Origin of the sequence: Rhizobium mongolense subsp. loessense, from assembly GCF_900099775.1 — a bacterium.
GTDB lineage: Bacteria > Pseudomonadota > Alphaproteobacteria > Rhizobiales > Rhizobiaceae > Rhizobium > Rhizobium loessense.
On record NZ_FMTM01000012.1, the window covers coordinates 20347 to 40885 of the forward strand.

Consider the following 20539-nt stretch of genomic DNA (forward strand, 5'->3'; position numbering starts at 1 on the left):
TGTAACCCAACCAAGACTGCTGCCTTCCAATCCAAACAGCCTTTAGTGGCTAGTAACTCTTAGTATCACTGATCTTGAAGCAAAGGAAAATCATATGAAAATCGGCATCATCGGAACCGGTCTGATCGGCGCTAATCTCGCAAGGAAATGGGTGGCCGCGGGTCACTCTGTTCGTGTGGCCAACGACTTCGATCCCAAAGCGCTCGACGATCTCGCCCACGAGACCGGTGCGCAGGCTGTGCCAGTCGCAGACGCTGTGAAGGACGTCGAGGTGATCGTCACGACGATCCCGCTTCACGCCATACCCTCGCTGCCCAGCGGCCTCTTCAAGACCGTGCCCAACGACGTCACTTTGGTCGATACCTCGAATTACTTCCCGGGACGCGACAGAACCATCGCTGCCATCGAGGCAGGCATGGTGGAGAGTCAATGGGTCGAGCAGCAGATCGGGCGTCCCGTCATCAAGGCGTTTAACAATCAGCTTGCCTACACCCAGGCGCATGAGGGAAAGCCGGCGGGCACGCCCAGCCGCATTGCCATGTCAGTCTACGGCGACGATGCGATTGGTAAAACAAAGGTCATTGGCTTGATCGACGATCTTGGCTTCGACGGGATTGACGCTGGTCCTTTGGCAGAATCCTGGCGGCAGCAGCCAGGGACGCCTGCCTACTGTACCGAACTGACGGCACCAGAATTGAGGGCGGCGCTAGACAGGGCTGTCAAGAGTAGATCACCTAAACTGCGGGATCTCTCACTCAAGCGTCTTGAGTCCTTTGGCGAGGGATTTCTCGCTTCCCTCGGAAAGGGCGAATACACACTCGGGTATACAAGCAAAGACGTTGTTGAAATGTATCGAAAGCTTGAGCTGCAGGAAATCTAATAAAGATGAGAAGCTGTGAATGGCGAATTCGCCGAGATGTGACGTGGACTATGCCCGCCATTCACAGCCTTAAGCATTCAAAACGCCTCGGCGATACATTTAATCGAGGTCGTGGGCACGTTCGCGCGCGGCATTGACGCACCCAGCTTTGAACCATCAACAATAGAAGTGAAGATTTACGGCGGCCCGTCGCCTAGGTGCAATGCATAGGGCGAATAGTTGTTTCGGCGCGGAAACTGAGAGAGAATTACCCGATGTTTGCTCTCGAGAGCTTGCTGGCTTTATTCGCACGACGCTTCATGGCCCTCTTCTCGCTTTGTACGTCGTCTTTGCGGGCCCGGCCTCCCGAACCCGCTTGAAGTCGACAATCCCGTCGAAGGAAGCCGGAGCGGTGATCCAAATCAGATCTGGAAAGTGGCTTTACTTAGACCACTCGCTCATCACCCTGCGGTCAGACCACCGTCCACGATCAACATGGTGCCGGTCACGAAGCTCGCCTCGTCGGATAGCAGCCAGCGAACAGCGAAAGCAATTTCATCTGGCTCAGCGAGACGACCCATGGGGTTGGCCGCCATCATTATGTCCTCAAGCCCGTCGAATGCATCCATCTGTCCTTGCATCATAGGTGTCCGGGTCGCGCCCGGTAGGACGGAGTTCACGCGAATACCGAGCTTGGCATAGTCAAGCGCCGCCGCCCTTGTCGCTGAAACCACACCGCCTTTTGCGGAGCAATAGTCGGCCCCGTTTGCGAAAGCCGCAATACCCGCTGTCGATGCGACATTGACGATGGACCCTTTGCCAGCGTCCAACATCGCCGGCACTTGCGCACGCGTGGCGTAGAAAACGTTACGAAGGTTGAGGGAGTAAACGCTTTCCCAAAAGTCAGGGTCAATTTCGTGCATCCGTCGGCCCTGGAACGGCTTGCCTGCCGCATTGCAGGCCCCATCGAGCTTACCAAAGGCTTTAACAGCTGCGGCTACCGCTGCATGGTGCTGCGCTTCATCGGTGACATCGAGTCGGATGAACTGAGCCTGGCCGCCGTTGCTGACAATCTCTTCAATGACCGCGGTGCCTGCCTCGACGTTTACGTCGGTGACCGTAACGGCTGCTCCCGCATCTGCGCTGCGTAACGCGACAGCGCGACCGATGCCGCTAGCTCCGCCGGTGATCAATATGGAGCGTCCCTCTAGAATATGTGCCATTTCAACTTTCCTCTTCTATGCGGGGATTTGCCGCTGTTGATGTCCTGTGGGATTAGGCAGTGCCTCTGGCCGCCGATTGCGGTACACCCATGCAAGGGCTTGCATATCGTTGCTCCGCCTTATGAGCTGCACCAGTGATGCTGACGTCATGTTCGTTCATGTTTTGGCTGCTGATGTCAGCTGAGACCTGGGGAGACTGTTCCGAACATCAGCTCGAACAGACAGTCACCCTCGCAAGGGATCGCGACACGCCATCGCAATCCTCCTGGTCGAGGTGAACCAATGCTGTAGGGGAGATTAGTCCGTGCTATGAACGGGGACCGTTTTTGGTATTCGATAACAGTGGCAGCGACCCAAATCGTGCGCAGACACGCCACGTTAGCTTTTCTGGTCTCTCAGGCCATAACGGCGTCAGCCAACTTCGTATCCATCAATTCCCGCATCGAAATGATCTTGTCTTCGCGGAAACGGAAACTCGCTGCGTAGATACCATCATACCGTTTACCGCTCACTAATTCGCATTCCCCCGTGAAAATAGCCAGGACGAGATCTTCCTCTTCAGCGATGTCTTCAATGGTGAATTTGCCGTCTGCGACAAGTGACGCCCTGAACGTCCTGAGCAACTCCCGGTTCTCTGGGAACGTTCTTTTCCCGACCGCGAACACCGTGCTGCCGAGGAACTCGTGCAGGAAATCGTCCGCCACGAGGGACGCCATTGTTTCAGCGTCGCCTCTGCCGACCGCGTCCAGATAGTCTTGGACTGCCTGCTTCTTCTGCGTTTTCTGCGTCATAGATCTTTCCTTTATCGTGCTTGATTTGCTGGGAGACAGGATCTGAGGCAGTCGTTAGCTAGCACGCGCCCGGTAGCGAGAAGCTGCCCTAAACGCCGTGGGCGATGTGCCCGTCCAGCGTTTGAAGGCGATCGTGAAGCTTGCAGGATCCGCATAGCCGAGCACGCATGAAATGTGCGACACGGGGTGATCGGAGTTCGAAAGCAGGTCCGACGCGACGTCCTTCAAAGCCTCGTCCCGCACCTCGGCGAAGTCACGACCAACGAGCTCAAGCTTTCGTTGCAACGTTCGTGGGGAGACGCGCAATGCTGTGGCCGCATTCGCTAGCATGCGGTTCAGTTCAGGCGCGGCCTTGACAGCTTTTGTTACCGTGTCAGGCCAATCCCCGGTTGCTCTAAATGTGTCGAGGATTTGCGTGTCGGCTTGAACCCATGCAGCGTGCTGGAATGCGTTTCCATAGGGGAACTCACGTGTCGATACTGCAGGATCCCACCAAAAGCGTAACGCTTCCGAGCCGCATTCGATGGGGCTGGTCACAAATGATGCCGCCTCTGGGGCGAGTTCGAGGATGGGGATTTCCACACAAGTGAAGGGAAAAGGGGCGTCATACAGCCACGATAGAGACCGCGTGGTGGCGCAGAGGTCGCGGTAGACGCTGAAGGGAATAAGCTCTTCGGGTAGATCAGGGTAGCTGAATTGAATCCCTATTACAGTTCCATTCGGGCTCTGGAGAGGTGAAATCTCGAGCATTCCCGGACTGTAGTCCGTCGCGCTGGCTGCTTTGGCCCACGCTGCGACTGTCGGTGCCGTCGCCAGTGCCATCCCTCTCGCCCCCGACGTACTGGTTGTGTAGGCCCGGGCGGCTCGTAGCCACAAATCGATGCGATTTTGCGTGAGAGCCACGAACTCCAGCTGAAACGCCAGCTCCTTCTGTGCGGGAATCGTTCCCCTTTGGCGGTCCACGGCATCAGGGTCAATGTCGGCGTTTGCGAGAGCCGCACACCAATCAAGGTCAGCCTCGGCGAGTACTGCGCACAGCGCATGCACGCTGAAGTTCGGCACCCGTAGGTTTTGATAAGAACTCCATTTCATCGCAGCACCTCTTGCCATCGCGGTGCGAGATCGCTCCGCCTAGTGTAAGAACACAGCTGGCGCCGGGAAGCGGTGGTCCAGAATGCAGCTTCACTCATTTTCATTGCACTGGCCGAGCCGTCGCTCCTCTTGCGGTTTGTTAGAAATAACTCTGTGCTCAGGCGCCAACGACCGACGGTAACTCGGCGAGTTCACGGAATTTTCTGCCGTGCCACACAAGCGCCTCGTTTTTGCCGACGCCGAGCTTTTTCACTTCAAGCATGATCAACCAGTGGTCCCCAGCCTCCGAGACAACGTGGGTCGAACACTGGAGCCACATTGCGGCGTCCTCGATGAAAATTGCGCCGGAATCGCCGACTTCAATCGCGACTTTGTCGAACCGAGCAGCGCGATCCTTGCTCGCCAGCTTTCTCGTCAAGTCACCTTGGCCCTTGCCGAAGATGGACACACCAAACGCGCCCGCGTCTTTGATCAGTTCCCAGGTCGTCGATGTCTTTTGGACCGCGACCGCGACGAGGCACGGAGCGAGTGATACGCCCACCATGAACGAGGAGGCTACGAGCGCGTGCTTCTCTCCCCGGATGTGGGTTGCGAGCACGGCCACTCCTGAGGGGAACTGGGCGAAAGCGTCTCGCACAACTCCTGGATCCCCGTCGAACTTGCTAACCTTGATCATAGTCATGAACTCCTCTCCTTTAGAACGAACCGTTTGGTTCTCATCTCACTAAGCCGGCGATTCTTGAGAATCGCAGTTTCGAATTGGGGCGCGAGATGAGCCGTCTGTACTTGGAACGGTTCACTTGTCCTGACACGTCCCCCAGCATTCACGGAGCCATCTGCGATGACTGCGCGGACCGGCGAGATGATGCCGGACCCCAAGCCTGCCACGAGGCTCGCCGTTCCTTGCGACAGCATGCCTCCATTAGTAGTGCTCCCCGACATGCGCGTTGTTGTCGTAGTCGCGCTGGCCACTCCGAGGGAGGTATTTTTCCTCGGTCTCGCGGACGTCGTCGGTCGAGGGGCGGGCAAACTTGGCGCCCCATCCGATGGCGTCGGGATCCGCATTCATGCGATCGATGTACTCGGCGATCGGTGCGGCCTCGCCTGCCTCCCTCACCCGCATGAGCAGGCGCCATACCTCGTTAACGCCGGGGAGTGCGAAGGCAACCGGCATGATGGCCTGGCCAATCGCCGTCATCTCGGCGACGGTCTTATGCCCGATCAACGGGACCCCAATGGCGTAAGCGGGCCCGGGTGTCTCCTTCAGCGCGATCTCGGCCTGCTCCCACGTGTGGAAGCCCTCGTAGAAAATAATGTCAGCGCCGGTCTCAGCTTTGTAAAGCTGAGCGCGGCGAATCGCCTCGTCGAGCCCACCACCGGCCGCGCCATATCCATCGGTACGGGCAACGATGACAAAATCCTTGTCGAGTTTGTCTCGCGCATCCACGGCGGCATTGAGTCTTCCGATCGCCTCTGCATCGGACACCAGTTCGATACCGGCGACGCCGCCGGACTTCTTCGGTTCGCGCTGGTCTTCTATGTGGATGCCGCCGACGCCAGCGTCTATAAATTCGGAGACCGTCCGCTGCACGTTGATCGGCGCACCAAAACCCGTGTCGGCATCGCAGTAAATGGGAATGTCGACGGCGCGCGCAGTGCGCTTGGCATGTTCGACGACCTCGGTCATCGTGAGCCATCCCGTGTCGGAGACACCCAGCCACCACGCGGACATGCCACCGGAGAGCTGGAACGCGTCGAAACCGGCATGCTGTGCCATCTGCGCGTGGAGCGGCAATGCACCAAACGGCATCAGCGCTGTCTCGGGGCTGTCAAAGATTGCGCGCAGCGCCTTGCCCGGTGAGGTCACGGCCATGACTACAGCTCCTCTTTCGAATTGAACCCGACCGTCACGACGATATACACGCAGTCCTCGTCGTAGGGATTCTTCCAGGCGTGGGGAACGCCCGCCACGACAAGTAGGTCGCCCGGCCCGATCGTGCGCTTTTTGCCCCCAGGGAGCACGAGGTCGACCTTGCCCGAGATCACGACCTCGTAATCGATCGTGTCGCTCGCATGCATTCCAGCATCGCCTCCGTCGTCGGTGACGGTCATGCTGTCCCCGAGGGCGTCGGCACTCACCGCCCCGCAGGAATGTGCAGGGAAGCTGCTCACGCCAAACGTGGATCCATTCGGTCCGGCCAATGCGACGCGGCGAGGCGGGGCGCCAACGTTCACCTTACTGTGGCCGCCCTCGACGGCCCAGTAGAACGCGCCGGCGGACACGCGGGGGAAGTCAAATTCGGCGGCGGGGCCGACATCGAGGAAGTCCGCCTCGCCAGACTCGGTGGGTCCCGCGACGATGAGGCGGAACTGCTTGGGGTCAGGGAATGTCATCTGTCATTCATTTCTTCGCGAATCGTGGGGCTCGTCAGACGCGCAGGCCCGCGCCGCGCATCAGCGGGAAGATCTGCTCGTTCATCCGGTCGAGGCCCTCGTCGTAATCGACAAGACCGGTGCAGATGCCCGTGATGCCCGAGTCGTACAGCTTCTGGAGTCCGTCGACGATCATCTCGGGCGTGCCCACGAGCGGAACAAGACCAGCCCGAAAGAATGTCTTGATCGTCTCGTCCTTCGTCGGGTCCTCCGACGTCTTATAGTGGTCCCAGTTGAATCCACGGGAGTCACCGTTCTGAATAATGTGCTTGTACTTGAGGGCGCTTTCGTAGTCCCCTTTCTCCTCGACGTAATTGAGGTAGTCGCGAGCTTCCTTCTCGGTGTCCTTGCAGATGATGTGCACGCCGGCCCACAGGCCGAGATCCTCGCGGCCCGCAGCGTTCGCGTTCTCCCGCAGTTTCGGGGTTACCTGGAAGCTGCGGTCGACGCTGCTAATCGCCGCGAACAGAATGTTGGCGTGCTTGATCGCAAACTGCTGGCCGGCGGGACTAGAGCCCGCGCTCATCACCATCGGCCCGGGCCTCTGAACAGGCTTCGGCCATGACTGTGCCCCCTCGAGGTGGAAGAAGTCCCCGTCGAAGTTGAACTCGACCTCGTCGTCTGACCACAGGCGCTCGACGATCGACATCCATTCGTCGGCGAGCTCGTAGCGGATGTCGTGCTCGGGAACCGGGATGCCGAACATGGCATACTCCGGCTTGAAGTAGCCGGCGGTGGCGTTCAGGCCAATGCGGCCGCCGCTGATGTGATCAACGGTTGCCACCATCTTCGCTGCCACGATCGGGTGGATGAAGGGAATGAGGCAGGTGGCGAAGATCTGAATGTTCTGTGTAGCCGCTGCCAGCCCTGCAGCCCAGGTGAAGGTCTCGAATTGCCGACCCCATGGGCGATCGGGTCCCGAGAGGCCCTGCCAACGGGCAATGGGTATGAAGCCGTCGACGCCGTAACGGTCAGCCTTCTGCGCAAGACCGTGGACTTCGCCCCAATTTCCGAGCCGGATCGTATTCTCGGCGAGGTTCAACCCTCCCTGGCCAGTCGTCACATTCGCCCCGAAGATCGCGACTTTGAACTTGTTCGGGCCGCCAAGCATGGGTCGCTGGTCACGGTCGATCGTATGATCTGCGACGAAGTCACGAGATACTACGTTTGTCGCCATTTCAGTAAGCGTCATCTCAAAATCCTCCCTGTATGTTGCAAGCTATTTCGGCCCAGGTGCACTCGAATGGTCGCAAAAGCAGGCACGATTTATCGGCCACCAGCGCGAACATCTCCTACTACTGACTGCCGAACGTTCTGCCTGCTGCTCGCTTCAGATGACCCATTCAGTCACCCTGTCCTCCATGCTCATGATAGGGAGATCGGCATCACACCGTTATAGGAATGCGCGCCAGGTGAGCTGAAAGTTACGCCAATGTGAGCCATCGGCGTCAATTCAACATCCTCCGCAGCTAACCAAACGACCGCACCAAGAGCTTGGCGAATACGGAGGACTGTTTGCGGATCCGACAGTCTGCCCTCGATCTGACCGCGTCGACGCCGGCAGAAGCGCTCGACGGCCCGCATAAATCGGTTATGCTTCGCCAAAAGCGTATTCAAATGACCGGGATCGGCAAGGCCGTCGATTACAGACGCGATTCATCCGGAGTTGACGGGCTCGATGACCCGCCAGCCTTTGGAGAGGCCCGCCTCTTCGCAAAAGCCTCTGTGGAACGCCCCGTAAAGATCCCGAAACGAGTCAGGGTCTTGAAGCGACACTGCACGGCTCTGTCGCACTAGGTTACGATGAAGCTCTGACAGTGGTGCAGGGAAGCAGCAACCCGCCATCCGGCTGAGAACAGTCACTTCGAGTGATCTGCGGATCGACGGCACCTCTTCGACATCCTTCATCCGGATCGACGCAACCTGGCTTCCCCGCTGTGGCAGAACTCGATCAGTCCTTCGTCCGCAAGCCGGATCAAAGCCGCGCAGGGCGTGCGACTGACACCGAGTTGGAGCGACCATTCTTTCTCACTTAGCGCTTCGGCCGACAGCAACGCTCACCGGGTGTTGCCTGAGCGTCAGTCCGGTATGCCTGTATTCCCCGATTACATTTTGGCCATCCGTAATTTTTCGGAAGCTCCACCTCCGGTTCTAAGTGCTCGGCAATTGCCATTGCCTCACGTTCACCTGCGGCCGCATATCGCGCTTTTAACGGTATTGGCCTGGAAATACGATGTCCTGATCGACGAGAACATTGAATTTGTAGCCAGGCCGGATCTGCAACGTTGGCTGCACGTCCATGTTCCGCTGGATTGTCCGGTCGGCCACTCGCCCAAAAGTTTCGGCGAAATTGCGCCTTGCCGCATCGGATGCCGTATCCTGTGTCGCGAGCGTGGAGCTCTGCGGCACGGCCATATCGATGCCCGTTCCGATCAGGGCAATCATGACCGCTGAGCCGAATGTTTTGAAATAGTGGTTGTTCACCTTGTCATTGAAGCCGCCATAGCCTTCCGCATCCGTGCCGGCCATCCCGCCGATCTGCAGCGTCGATCCGTTCGGAAAGATGATGTCGGACCAGACGACGAGCACCCGGCTCTGCCCGAATGAGACTTTGCTGTCATAGCGACCGAACAGTTTCGTGCCCTGCGGGATCAGCAGCCGATGCCCGGTCGCGCTGTCATAGACATTCTGGCTGACCTGAGCGGTGATACGCCCGGGCAGGTCTGAGTTGATGCCAGTGATCAATGTCGCCGGAATGACCGACCCGCGCTTCAACTCGAACGCCGACTGCTGCGGCACGATGCGGTTCGGCAGATATCCGAGATCCTTGAGGTCGGCATTGAAGAAGTCCTCCTTGGAACTCTGTCCGTTCGGATCGACATTCTGGCCGCTTAGGCCGGCTCGTAGAGCCGCGGCATAGAGATCGGACGGATTTCCATTCGCTGAGGCCGTCGTCGTCGCAGTCCTGATCGCGGCGGTGTCGTCTGCCCGTGCCCGGGCTTCCAGCTTGCCGCGATCGATGGCAAGAGGCGCATCGTAGGCGGAGTCCCGCGCCTGCATCCGGGCCATCCGCTGACGCTGCTGCTCGCGAAGGACCTGTTCTTGTTGCTCACGAGCGAGACGGGCCCGCCACACTTCCTCCGGTTCCAGTTCCTGCCCGCGCCGTTGCTCCTGTCTCTGTTCCGGCTGCTGCGTAAAGGGATTTGCCGCTTTCTCCTCGGCCTGTTTCGTCTCGACGGGCGTCGGCTGAAACGTTTCCTGTTGCTGTGGCTCCCCGATGATGCCGTCGGTGGCGCCGCGCTTGATCTGGTCGGCATAGGTCGAGGCCGGATTGCCTGAGCTCATATCCGGGCCGCTATCGTTGCCGAAGTAGAGCCCGCGTGAGGCGAGCCCAAAGAAGATGATGCCGAGAAAGGCGACCAACAGCACGATCACAAGGATGACCGGCACGCGGTTCACCCGCTTGATACCCGATGTAGCCTGACCATTCGCGGCGCCACCGAGCTTGAGAGACTGCATCATGATATCCTCCCTCACCCGCGCCGCATGAGGGACAGGGCGCTTGCCGGTGTCGCACCCGATGTCGTCACTATGTAGGCTCGGCCGAGTTCGACTCTGCTCGTCGAGAGCCGTGCGAGCACCTGACCATCATAGGGCACGATGACATAGGCGAGCGGAACGACGCCGCCGCTATCTGTCTTTTGGTCGGTGACAACGGCATAACCCCATCCCTTCAGCGCTGCTTCAAGTGCCTGGCCGAAGGGAGAACCATCCTGTTTGAGCGCAACGGTAGCCTTCCCCTGTCCGATCTGCTCGGCGAGACGGCTGACCATGTCGCCAGCGATCGCACCGGCCGCCGGTCCGGAAACCTCCGGCGGCGCCGCGCTGGTGGAGAGACCGTCGGTGTCGGTCGACTGGCATCCGGAAAGGAGGATGGCGAGGGCAACGGTTGTGGCGAGGAACCGGATTGGGCCGAAACGATCACGGGTATGGCGAAGGAGGCCTAGCATCACCGCCCTCCCCTGCTGATTGTTACCTTCTGCTGTTTCCAGCCGACGCCTGAGACGAGGACAGCACGAGCGATATTGTAGTCGACCACCATCATGTTGCTCTTCATGCGATAGTTGACGATGCGGTTCTGACCGCCGGAAACGACGAAGAGAACCGGCGCATCCTGACCGGAAATCGACCGCGGGAACTGGATGTAGGTCTTCTGCCCATCCGAGTAGACCCGCGTCGGCCGCCAACCGGCACTGCCGGAGACGGAATAGGCAAAGCTCAATTGCTCCGCCGGAACGCCGGCGCCTGGAATGGTGCTGGCTTCCAGCCGCGCGTTGACGTCTGCAAGCTTTGCCGAGACGTCCTCTGGATATTCAAAGCCGACACGCGCCATATACTGGATTGGATGAGACTTGAGCTGGATATGATAGGTCCGCCGAGACGTCGTCACGACCATGGATGTGATGAGACCCGGCTCCGACGGCTTGACGATCAGATGGATCGCCTGCCCACCGGCGGCACCCGAGGTAGCCGGCTCCACCTTCCAGCGTACCGTGTCGCCAACCAGCACATCGCGAACCACCTCGCCGCCCTGTAGCTCGATGTCGCAGACCTGCAGAGGCGAGCAGACGACGGATGGCTGCACCTCGCCATAAAGGAAGATCACTTTGCCGTCCGCCCCTTTCGTCACGAGACCACGGCTTCCACGCCATTGTGTCGAAATCCCCATGCCTTTCGCCTCATTAGCGGTGACACCATCAGCGGCGAAAGAATGAGACGGGAAGGTGGAAGAGACAGCAACAGCGATAGCAATTATGCCGGCGCTCACCGTGACCCGCGAGGGTTCGTTTGATCTGTTCATGTTCGGGGCCATGTCTTTCAAAGCTGAGCTGTCCAATCGAAGTCGCGGAGATAGAGACCGATAGGGTTAAGACGGATGACGCCCTCGTCCTGGGGCGGCGTCAGTGTCACGGTGGCGATCCCACGGAAGCGGCGCGTGGCGGTCTCCTTGCCGCGGCGATCCCGCTCGAACTCGGTCCAGTCAATCTGGTAGCTCTGGTTCGACAGAGCGACGATATTGTTGACCTCGATCGCCACCGTCGCGGTCTTTGCCTTCTCGAAGGGCGAATTCGAACGGAACCAGGCATTGACCTTTTCCGTGGCGGGATCGGAGGTGCGCAGCAGCCCGTAGGTCCTATCGATATATTGCTTCTGTACGACCGCGTCCGGCGTGACGGACCGGAAGTTCGACACGAAGCTGCCGAGTGTCGCGCGCACCACGCGTGGATCGGCATACTCGATCTGCTGCGGGAAGCCGGCATTGACTGATGTGCCGAGTTTGTCGACTTCGACGATATAGGGGATCAGCTTCACCTGCGTGCTTTGGTAGAGCGCGTAGCCAAAGCCAATCACCGCCATGGTCATTCCGGCAATGCCGACGACTCGCCAGGCGGCTGCCGCTTTGACATACGAGCCATAACGCTCGTTCCACTCGTTGCGTGCCGCGATATACGGATTATCTGGAACATTCTGTCCGGCCATTCTGTCACGGTCCCGTCACTTGCTGTCGTTGATCGGCGGTGGTGGAGGCGGTGTGCCGGGCCGGCCGGTCGGTTGGTCGAGTTTGGCGTTGGCAAGGCCGAGCATCGATCCGGCATAGGCGCCGGGCGACCCGATGGCCTTTTCTTTCGCTGCCGAGCCGACCGCGCCAGCCGCTCCGCCAATCCCGGCCTGCATGCCGCGCAGCGCCGCACTGCCGAGGGATGCTCCCCCTACCCTTGCCGTCGTCGCCGCCTGAAATCCCCTGCTCGCCGCAGCTGTTGCCAGAAAGCCCGCGCCCGCCGCAAAGGACGCGGCCTGTCCGCCATGGCGGATCGCTTCCATGCCGCCGCCGACCGACGCTCCCTGAACCACGCCTTGCAAAATGGGCGGCACATACATCGCGATGACGAAGACGACGACGGAGATGCCGGCAATCGCGAGCGTCGTTATGAACTGTTCAGAGGTCGCGGTTGGCGCCTCCGCCAGACCGAGAAGGATGTCCGAGCCGATCTTGGCGATCATGACCAATGCCATCAGCTTCATGCCGACGGAGAAGGCATAGACCAGGTACTTGATCGCGAAATCCTTGGTATAGGAGGAGCCGCCAAGTCCGAGCATGATCATGCCAGCGAGCAGGCCGACATACATCTCGACCATGACGGCGACGAAGATCGCCGCGACCAGCGAAAACGACACGACGACCACGACCATGGCGAAGACGGCAGCGATCGCCAGCGAGTTGTCCTCGAAGAGCCCGAACTTCGCCTGTTCCGACATCTTGGTCGCGACACGAATACCGGCATCGAAGATGTTGGCGGGAGATGCAGAGCCACCACCGGCGCCGATCTGGTAAAGACTGTCGACCACCGCCTTGGCGAACTCCGGCCCCCTGTCGAGGATGAAGGCGAACAGGCCGATGAACATGATGCGTTTGACGAGTTCGGCAAACCAGCTGTCGAGCGAGGCGGCGTTGATTGCCAGCCAGACCGCAGCAATGCCGACCTCGATGCCGGCAAAGATCCAAAACAGTGACCGTGCCGCATTCATCACCGTCGTCTCCCAACCCTTTGCAGCCGTGACGACGGAGTTTTCCAGTGTGGTGAGGACTTGTCCTTGTTGCGCCAGCGCGGGCGTCGTCGCCAGCAGAACGACTGCGATCGCGATGAACAACCGCTCGGGCGTGCGGGAAGAAAGAGCGGCTACCATCGGGGCTTCATCTCCTGACCGCCGCGGATGCCGCGGTCGGGATTCCCGCTAAAGAACTCCTCGCGATGTCGGCGCTGTTCTTCATCGGAGTAAGAATTCCTTGTGGCCGTGCCGGAAGCTGAGACGGGCGCTGCCTGCGGCTGGACAACGAGCCAGGTGATGACGCTCGCGCCGGCCGCGGAACCGATCCCGACGAGGGCGACAATGATGACCTGACGCGGGCTCACCAGCGGGGCTCCATCGTCTGGCCGCCACGTATGTCACGCTCGGTTCCGCTGAAGAACTGTTCACGCCGCGTCTGTGCCAGATCCTTTTGCGCTTGCTCGGACTGATACCAGGTGCCCATCATGGTCATCTGCTGTGAGACCAGACCGCGCAGCTTCTGCATCTGCGCGACCTGCTGCGCGGCGATCTCATGCCCGACCTGCAATGCCTTCATCTGGCCGTCGACCGATTCCGACATCGACCTGAGCTGCGACATCGTGCTTTCCTCGCTGGAGAATTGCTCGGCCGTCAAATTGGCAGCCTTCAGCGTGCCGGCGATCGTGTCGCGATTGGTGTCGGACCAGCTCTGGTAGGTCGTGGAGAAGCTCGCACCGTCAGGAAGGTTGCTCTTCATGTCGGCGAAACTCTGGAAGCGTTGCTTGAGCACATCATCGACATTGCCCATGGAGAAGGCTACGCCCTGGCCCTGGTTGACGATGGTCTGGAGGTTTTTCAGGTCGTTTTCGACCTGGCCCCAGACATGGTTCGGAAGCTGCGCCGTGTTCTGCAGCATGTTCTTGTAGATGTTGAGCTGGTTCTGGATCTGCTCGGCCAGCTGCGAGATCTGGGTGATCTGGTTGTTCACCTGCTCGGCCGATTTGCCGACCAGGCTGATCAGTTCCGTATTGTTGGCAAGCTGTGTCCATTCTGTCGCCTGTCCGGTTACGCCACCAGCCTGTGCAGGAACCGGGAGAGCAGACGAGAGCATGAGGGCCGCACAAAGCATGGCCTGCAATGCTTTATTGGGTTGGGAAGAGCGTGTCGGCAAAAGCGATCCCCCTTTGCTGGAGCCAATGGAGAGGCCATGCGGCCCCGTGTTCACGATGAAGCGCGCGGATGCGCTTGAGGTCTTCCTTTCCGGACGCTCCGACAAAGGAGAGCGCCACCGGCCCGAGCGCCATATCGAAGAGGCGCCGGCCCTCGGGCGACACGACGTAATAATCCCGCTTCGGGATCGCTGTTGCGACGATCTCGATCTGCCGCTCGTTGAAACCGATGCGCTCATAGAATTCGCGCGTGCCCGGCTCTCGGGCGGCACCATTCGGCAGGCAGATCTTGGTCGGGCAGCTCTCCTTCAACACATCGATGATACCGGAGCGCTCGGCGTCCGAGATCGACTGGGTAGCGAGCACCACGGCGCAGTTGGCTTTTCGAAGGACCTTCAGCCATTCCCGGATCTTGTCCCGGAACACCGGATGGCCGAGCATCAGCCAGGCCTCGTCGAGGATGATGAGGCTGGGTGCACCGGTGAGGCGTTTTTCGATGCGCCGGAAGAGATAGGTAAGCACGGGCACGAGATTGCGCTCGCCCATGTTCATCAGTTCCTCGATCTCGAAGCACTGGAAGGCGCCAAGCGCCAGACCGTCCTCCTCAGCATCGAGAAGCTGTCCCATCGGACCATCGACTGTGTAGTGATGCAGGGCGTCCTTGATCTCTCGCATCTGGACGCCCGAGACGAAGTCGGAGAGCGAGCGGCCGCGGGACTCGGCCATCAGGCCGACCTGCCGGGAAATAGCGTTGCGGTAGTCTGGAGTGATCGTCACGCCCTGCAGTGCCACCAGCATCTCGATCCACTCGGAGGCGAAAGCACGATCGCCATCGGTCGAGAGCTCGGCCAGCGGGCAGAAAGAGAGTGCCCTCACCTCGCCATTCGCCGACGGGCCAATATCGCCGCCGATCTGGTAGTGGTCGCCGTCCACCCCAAGTGTCAGCGGCAGCATCGAGCCTCCCTTGTCGAAGGCGAAGATCTGCGCACCGGCATAGCGTCGGAACTGGGCTGCGATCAGTGACAGCAGTGTTGATTTGCCCGATCCGGTCGGGCCGAAGATCAGCGTGTGACCGACATCGTCGACATGCAGGTTAAGCCGGAAGGGTGATGACCCACTGGCGACCTGCATCAACGGAGGCGATCCAGCTGGGTAGAATGGGCAAGGTGCGGTCGGGCTTCCCGACCAGACCGAATTGAGCGGGATGAGGTCGGCGAGATTGCGCGTGTTGATCAATGGCTCACGGATGTTGGCATAGGACACGCCCGGCAGGCTGCCGAGAAACGCATCGGTCGCGTTGATCGTCTCGATCCGTGCGCCAAAACCTTCTGCCTGGATCAGGCGGCGAACAGCCTCACACTTCTCCTGTAGGCTTGGCTGGTCTTCATCGAAGAGAACAATGACCGGGGTGTAATAGCCGTAGGCCACAAGTTGCGACGAGGCTTCGGCGATCGCGTCCTCGGTCTCTGCTACCATCAGCATCGCGTCCTGATCGAGCGATCGCGATTGCGTCTGGAAGAGCTGATCGAAGAAGGGTCTGACCTTCTGCTGCCACTTCTTGCGCGTGCGTTCGAGCCTTGCGCGTGCCTCCTCGGCGTCAAGGAAGACGAAGCGGGATGACCAGCGATACGTGAGCGGCATCAGGTCAAGACTGTTGAGTATTCCCGGCCAGCTTTCAGCGGGTAGGCCATCGATCGCCACCACGCCGAGAAACCGGTTCTCGACCAGTGGCGTCAGACCGTGCTGAAGCTCGGCCGTCACGAGCCAGTCGAGATACATGGGGATGTCCGGGAGACGCAGCGGGTGGTTTTCGCCGGTGATGCAGAAGCGGATGAACTGGAAGAGCTCGTCGTACCGGGCAACACGACGACCATCGCGCTCTGGCGTTTCGCGTGTCGTCATCCGCCTTATCGACACGACATTGCCGAGATACTGTTCGACCTCACGGATTGACGTTAGAAAACTTTCAAGCGCTTTGTCGGCAAAGGTTGCGGATCGGCTGCCAGTGTCGGAATAGACATAGCGCGTCAGTCCAGACCGCCTCGGCTCCGGCGGCCGCCAGGTCAAGATCAGCGCATGCCGGCTCTCGAAATGCCCTCTTTCCTTCTGAAAATGTGCCCGTCGTTCCGCATCGATTGCGCTGGTGACCAGATCAGGAAAATGGCAGTCGGGCTGTTGCGGGTAATCCGCGGTCGGCACCCTGACGGCCTCGACCTGGATCATCCAGCCGGAGCCGAGCCGCGACAGGATCGCATTGATCTGCCGCGACACTTCGTTGCGTTCCGCATCGGTCGAACTCTCACTGTCGGGGCCGGCAAAGTACCAGCCGACCATTAGAGAGCCGTCCTTCAGCAGGATGACGCCGTTGTCGACCAGACCGGCGTAGGGCACGAGATCTGCGAAGGACGGCCCGGAATGGCGGAAGGATTTGAGGGCGACCATCTCGATCCCTTCAGAATTTGCGCCACGGCGACGTTGTCGCGCGGTAGAATGTTTTGTAGGAGATGTGCCTGATATAGACCCGCCGCATCAACGGATCGGCCTTGGCCATCATGCGAAGCGCCCCAACCGCGACCAGCCAGATCGCAATCCCAAACAGTGCGGCGTACCAGGTCAGTACCACGAAGATCAGGATGACGGCGGCAAGCGCTGTCACCAGGACGAGCTCGCGATCGCCGCCCATCAACAGGTTTGGACGCGACAGCGCCCGATGCACCCGCGATCGGATGAGGTTGGAGCCCGCTTCAGCCATGCCTCCCCTCCCCTGCCGTGGACAGCATCCGCACTGGGACAGAGACGACTGGAGCTACACCTGCATCGGCACGGTGCTCGCCAATCGACGCGCCGGTTGCGCCGAAAAGAGCGACGATCTGTGTGGCGCCGAGAAGTACGCCTCCGACCAGGGCGACGTAGCAAAGGCGACGGGCAAAATCGTTGAGTTCGCCGCCGAAGATCAGCATGGCGCCGGCGATCGCTACCGCGGCAAGCGCTATGAACCCGGCGACGGGTCCCGTGATCGATTGCTGGATCTGCTGCAGCGGCGACTCCCATGGAAGGCCGCCACCTCCTGAAGAAGCCAATGCGGGCTTTGAAAGGCTGAAGGAGACGGCAGCAAAAATAAGCGCTGCGAGAATGGGATAGGTCTTACGCGACATGGCTGTCCTCGTCGATCTGGGCATAGTGTTCGGTCTGGTAGTGGTTGTTGCTATACCCCTCGATGTGGATCACCTCGCGCACCCGCCTCCCCTTTCCCGTCCGCTCGATCGAGACGACGAGATCGACCGCCTCGCCGATCACCTCCTGCATTGGTTGCTGGCTGGCTTCGGCAGTCAGTTGCTCAAGCCGGCGCAGCGCCGACAGCGCGGTGTTGGAATGGATCGTTGTGACCCCGCCGGGATGACCAGTGTTCCAGGCCTTCAGGAGGGTTAGCGCTGCGCCGTCGCGGACCTCGCCGACGATGATACGGTCGGGCCGCAGTCGCATGGTGCTTTTGAGCAGTCGTGCCATATCAATCGTATCGCTGGTGTGCAGGCACACAGCGTTTTCGGCCGCACACTGGATCTCGGCGGTATCCTCGAGGATCACCATGCGATCATCTGGCGCCGCCGAGACGATTTCGGCGATAATTGCGTTGGCGAGCGTGGTCTTGCCGGAGCCGGTGCCCCCGGAAATGACGATATTCATACGGGCATCGATCGCGCTGCGAATAGCTGATGCCTGCGCCTCCGTCATCACCTTCGAGGTCACGTAATCGTCGAGTGGGATCAGACGAGAGGCGCGGCAACGGATCGTGAAAGCCGGACCCGAGACGACTGGCGGAAGCAGACCCTCGAAACGATGGCCACCGATCGGTAGTTCGCCGGAGATGATTGGACGCTCGTCATCGGCCTCAGACTGCAACGCGTGGGCCACACTGCCAATGACGACTTCCGCAGCGGCTGGTGCCATCACTCCAGCTTCAGCGACACCGTGACCGAGCCGTTCGATGAACAGCCGACCGTCAGGGTTGAGCATGATCTCGACCACCGATGCGTCTTCGAGAGCGACGCACAGCTGATCGCCAAGCGCATCCTGAAGCTTGCGGACAAGTCTTGGGTGGGAGCGAAGCTGGGTCACGCGGCGCTCCTCTCGGACTGACCAACAGCTTGGGAGAGATCGGAGAGATAGTTCGGCGGGCGAACCTGCTCGAAGCTTTCCTGGTTCGCTGCGAGTGCGCCGGCAATGGCAACGGTATTGCCAATTTCGACGGGTTGACCTAGCCGCGTCATCGGCCAGCCCGCCCGGTTCAAGATGCGCTCGAAGCGAAGATCGGTGGCCGTAACAATCTCGTCGTAGCCATTCGCCATTGACCATTCGATAATACCGGCGAACATCGTCAGCGTTGCGAGGTGGAGCTGGCCCCCTCCCCTGTCGGCGGGCAAGGTCGTATCGACACAGAAGCGGGAACTCTCGACCATCGCGCTGGTCGCATTGAGCGAACCGTCGGCCAGCAACTGTGGAAATGTCAGCTCAAGCATGGTTGGGCCAACCGCGGGAAGAAGGCGTGCGCATCCGACAACCTTGTTGCCGCCGGAGACGGCGAGCATGTAGGTGGGGTTCAGATCGTCGTACTGATCTCGCTCCCCACCATCGGCGACGGTTACGTCCCATTCAAGCCGCGCGCCAAATACGTCGGCGCGCAGCCGGAACATCTGTTTCAGAAGATTTTGATACTCGACATATCGGTCGGGCGAGACGGTGAGAATCTGCATTCCTTATCTCCGCGTGAACTTCGTCAGGCGGGATGAAGATCACCTCAAATCACGATTGGCCATCTGCAGATCTGCAGCGGGTGATTCTGGTGAGTCGGACAGCTGTGGTAGAAATGGAGCCAACGTGGGGTGTGCAAAAAGGGCCGGATTTTCTGCAGATCTGCAGTTTCCCTCCTAGATTAATTCTGCCTAACTGTCAGTAACACCTCGCAGATTCGGCGGAGGCGCGCCGATCGGGGTAATGTCGTTAACTCCTTGTTAACTCTATTTTCCTTGCCACGGTTTGAGAATCGGGCGATTGTCACGATAATCGGATCAAATCCTGAAAATTATCGTGACTGAAGGCAAATAGCTAAATGAACGTGAAAATGGCCGCTTTGGAGAAAGTGACGAGTTTCGCGGATACTATTCTCGCACAAGGCGGGGATATTTCCTCGAAGCTCGACATGCTGAGGCAGGAGAAATTCCCGCCGAACGCGCAAAAGACCCTTCGCCAATTTTCGCTGGCGGAAGTCGCCGATTTTGTGGGCGTCTCGCAGAGTTACTTGAAGAAGCTCCACCTCCAGGGAAAAGGCGTGGAGCCGACTACCACTTCGACCGGTCGCCGATACTATACGGCTGCCCAGGTCAACGAGCTTCGCCAACTTCTAGATCGCGTTCCACATCGTCAGGCTCATGAAAAGCTTCAGGTCATCGCGGTCGTCAACTTCAAGGGCGGCTCGGGAAAGACCACTACGTCAGCTCACCTGGCACAGTTTCTGGCGCTTAAAGGCTACCGCGTGCTTGCGGTTGATCTCGATCCCCAAGCCTCCCTGACGGCGCTTTATGGCATCCAACCGGAGCTGGACGAGAAGAAGTCCTTCTACGAGGCATTGCGTTACGACGATCAGCGCAAGTCGATCAAAGAGGTCATTCAGCCCACGAACTTTCCTAACCTGGATGTCGTCCCAGCCAACCTCGAACTGCAAGAATACGAGTATGACACTCCGATCGCGATGCAGCGCAAGGATTCGACCGCTGGCAAGCTCTTCTACACCCGAATCGGCGATGCTTTGACCGAAGTCGATGATCAGTATGACGTCGTCGTGGTCGACTGCCCTCCCCAACTCGGGTACCTCACACTGACAGCACTGACTGCTGCGACATCTGTCCTCATTACCGTGCATCCCCAGATGCTCGACATCATGTCGATGTCCCAGTTTCTGTTGATGCTTGGCGAGATCCTCAAAAGTGTCGAGAGCGTGGGCGTCGACGTGTCGCTAGACTGGTTCCGCTATCTCGTCACACGCTACGAGCCGACCGACATCCCGCAACAGCAGATGGTCGGCTTCATGCAGTCGATGTTCGCGCAGCAGATGATGAAAAATCACATGGTGAAGTCGACTGCGGTATCCGATGCAGGACTGACGAAGCAAAGCTTGTATGAGGTTGAGCGCGCACAGTTCACAGCGTCCACATATGACCGTGCACGTGAATCGATGGATTCCGTGAACAACGAAGTCATCGAGCTCCTGCAGATGGCATGGGGGCGGCGCCATGCATAGCAAATTGTCAGCGGTACAAACCTCTGGTTTTGGAAGCGGAAACAGCAGTTTGATCAAATTTGAGGCGC

The 20539-nt window shown here is 59.5% G+C and carries 21 protein-coding genes; 2 read left to right on the forward strand and 19 right to left on the reverse strand.

Annotated features, from left to right (window positions below):
* Positions 1 to 94 precede the first annotated feature (94 nt).
* Positions 95 to 880: an NADPH-dependent F420 reductase gene (locus BLP23_RS27380; RefSeq protein WP_092587885.1), complete on the forward strand. Its 786-nt coding sequence runs from the start codon at positions 95 to 97 to the stop codon at positions 878 to 880.
* Positions 881 to 1320: 440 nt separating this feature from the next.
* On the opposite strand, the gene BLP23_RS27385 is transcribed toward BLP23_RS27380, so the two are convergent.
* The 19 genes from BLP23_RS27385 to traI form a co-directional block, all read right to left on the reverse strand.
* Entirely contained in the window at positions 1321 to 2082 is a 762-nt protein-coding gene (locus tag BLP23_RS27385; protein ID WP_092587886.1) for an SDR family NAD(P)-dependent oxidoreductase, read from the reverse strand.
* Between the two features lie 395 nt (positions 2083 to 2477).
* The gene (locus BLP23_RS27390; RefSeq protein WP_092587887.1) at positions 2478 to 2873 is read right to left on the reverse strand and encodes a nuclear transport factor 2 family protein; all 396 of its coding nucleotides are present in this window, start codon (positions 2871 to 2873) and stop codon (positions 2478 to 2480) included.
* A gap of 54 nt (positions 2874 to 2927) precedes the next feature.
* Positions 2928 to 3965 carry an AraC family transcriptional regulator gene (locus BLP23_RS27395; RefSeq protein WP_167363997.1) on the reverse strand — a complete coding sequence of 346 codons (1038 nt, stop codon included), beginning with the start codon at positions 3963 to 3965 and terminating at the stop codon, positions 2928 to 2930.
* 157 nt (positions 3966 to 4122) lie between these two features.
* Complete coding sequence (locus tag BLP23_RS27400; protein ID WP_092587889.1) at positions 4123 to 4647, reverse strand: flavin reductase family protein; 525 nt, start codon at positions 4645 to 4647, stop codon at positions 4123 to 4125.
* Positions 4648 to 4887: 240 nt separating this feature from the next.
* On the reverse strand, positions 4888 to 5838 hold the full coding sequence (locus BLP23_RS27410) for an isocitrate lyase/PEP mutase family protein (protein WP_092587891.1): 951 nt from the start codon (positions 5836 to 5838) through the stop codon (positions 4888 to 4890).
* Positions 5839 to 5840: 2 nt separating this feature from the next.
* Positions 5841 to 6359 carry a cupin domain-containing protein gene (locus tag BLP23_RS27415; RefSeq protein WP_092587892.1) on the reverse strand — a complete coding sequence of 173 codons (519 nt, stop codon included), beginning with the start codon at positions 6357 to 6359 and terminating at the stop codon, positions 5841 to 5843.
* A gap of 34 nt (positions 6360 to 6393) precedes the next feature.
* A complete protein-coding gene (locus tag BLP23_RS27420; RefSeq protein ID WP_092587893.1) occupies positions 6394 to 7590 on the reverse strand; it encodes an LLM class flavin-dependent oxidoreductase in 1197 nt (398 codons plus the stop codon).
* 1016 nt (positions 7591 to 8606) lie between these two features.
* On the reverse strand, positions 8607 to 9920 hold the full coding sequence (trbI, locus tag BLP23_RS27430; RefSeq protein WP_092587895.1) for an IncP-type conjugal transfer protein TrbI: 1314 nt from the start codon (positions 9918 to 9920) through the stop codon (positions 8607 to 8609).
* An 11-nt stretch (positions 9921 to 9931) separates the two neighbouring features.
* Positions 9932 to 10408 carry a conjugal transfer protein TrbH gene (gene trbH / locus BLP23_RS27435; RefSeq protein ID WP_092587896.1) on the reverse strand — a complete coding sequence of 159 codons (477 nt, stop codon included), beginning with the start codon at positions 10406 to 10408 and terminating at the stop codon, positions 9932 to 9934.
* Complete coding sequence (trbG, locus tag BLP23_RS27440; protein ID WP_407691812.1) at positions 10408 to 11226, reverse strand: P-type conjugative transfer protein TrbG; 819 nt, start codon at positions 11224 to 11226, stop codon at positions 10408 to 10410. Before trbG ends, trbH begins: the two co-directional genes overlap by 1 nt.
* A gap of 50 nt (positions 11227 to 11276) precedes the next feature.
* Positions 11277 to 11939 (reverse strand): conjugal transfer protein TrbF, encoded by a 663-nt coding sequence (locus tag BLP23_RS27445; protein ID WP_080831085.1) that lies wholly within the window; start codon positions 11937 to 11939, stop codon positions 11277 to 11279.
* Positions 11940 to 11954: 15 nt separating this feature from the next.
* The gene (trbL, locus tag BLP23_RS27450) at positions 11955 to 13145 is read right to left on the reverse strand and encodes a P-type conjugative transfer protein TrbL (protein WP_092587897.1); all 1191 of its coding nucleotides are present in this window, start codon (positions 13143 to 13145) and stop codon (positions 11955 to 11957) included.
* Entirely contained in the window at positions 13139 to 13372 is a 234-nt protein-coding gene (trbK, locus tag BLP23_RS27455) for an entry exclusion protein TrbK (RefSeq protein WP_092587898.1), read from the reverse strand. The genes trbL and trbK overlap by 7 nt, the downstream gene beginning before the upstream one ends.
* Positions 13369 to 14118 (reverse strand): P-type conjugative transfer protein TrbJ, encoded by a 750-nt coding sequence (gene trbJ, locus BLP23_RS27460; RefSeq protein WP_407691810.1) that lies wholly within the window; start codon positions 14116 to 14118, stop codon positions 13369 to 13371. The genes trbK and trbJ overlap by 4 nt, the downstream gene beginning before the upstream one ends.
* A gap of 31 nt (positions 14119 to 14149) precedes the next feature.
* On the reverse strand, positions 14150 to 16618 hold the full coding sequence (locus tag BLP23_RS27465) for a conjugal transfer protein TrbE (protein WP_092587900.1): 2469 nt from the start codon (positions 16616 to 16618) through the stop codon (positions 14150 to 14152).
* A 10-nt stretch (positions 16619 to 16628) separates the two neighbouring features.
* Complete coding sequence (locus BLP23_RS27470; protein WP_092587901.1) at positions 16629 to 16928, reverse strand: conjugal transfer protein TrbD; 300 nt, start codon at positions 16926 to 16928, stop codon at positions 16629 to 16631.
* A complete protein-coding gene (gene trbC, locus BLP23_RS27475; protein WP_092587902.1) occupies positions 16921 to 17331 on the reverse strand; it encodes a conjugal transfer pilin TrbC in 411 nt (136 codons plus the stop codon). Before trbC ends, BLP23_RS27470 begins: the two co-directional genes overlap by 8 nt.
* Positions 17321 to 18292, reverse strand: a complete 972-nt coding sequence (gene trbB / locus BLP23_RS27480; RefSeq protein ID WP_092587903.1) for a P-type conjugative transfer ATPase TrbB — start codon at positions 18290 to 18292, stop codon at positions 17321 to 17323. Before trbB ends, trbC begins: the two co-directional genes overlap by 11 nt.
* Complete coding sequence (gene traI / locus BLP23_RS27485; RefSeq protein WP_092587904.1) at positions 18289 to 18927, reverse strand: acyl-homoserine-lactone synthase; 639 nt, start codon at positions 18925 to 18927, stop codon at positions 18289 to 18291. The genes trbB and traI overlap by 4 nt, the downstream gene beginning before the upstream one ends.
* 356 nt (positions 18928 to 19283) lie before the next feature.
* Here traI and repA point away from each other — a divergent pair, with 356 nt between their 5' ends.
* On the forward strand, positions 19284 to 20471 hold the full coding sequence (gene repA, locus BLP23_RS27490) for a plasmid partitioning protein RepA (RefSeq protein ID WP_092587905.1): 1188 nt from the start codon (positions 19284 to 19286) through the stop codon (positions 20469 to 20471).
* The last annotated feature ends 68 nt before the right edge of the window (positions 20472 to 20539 follow it).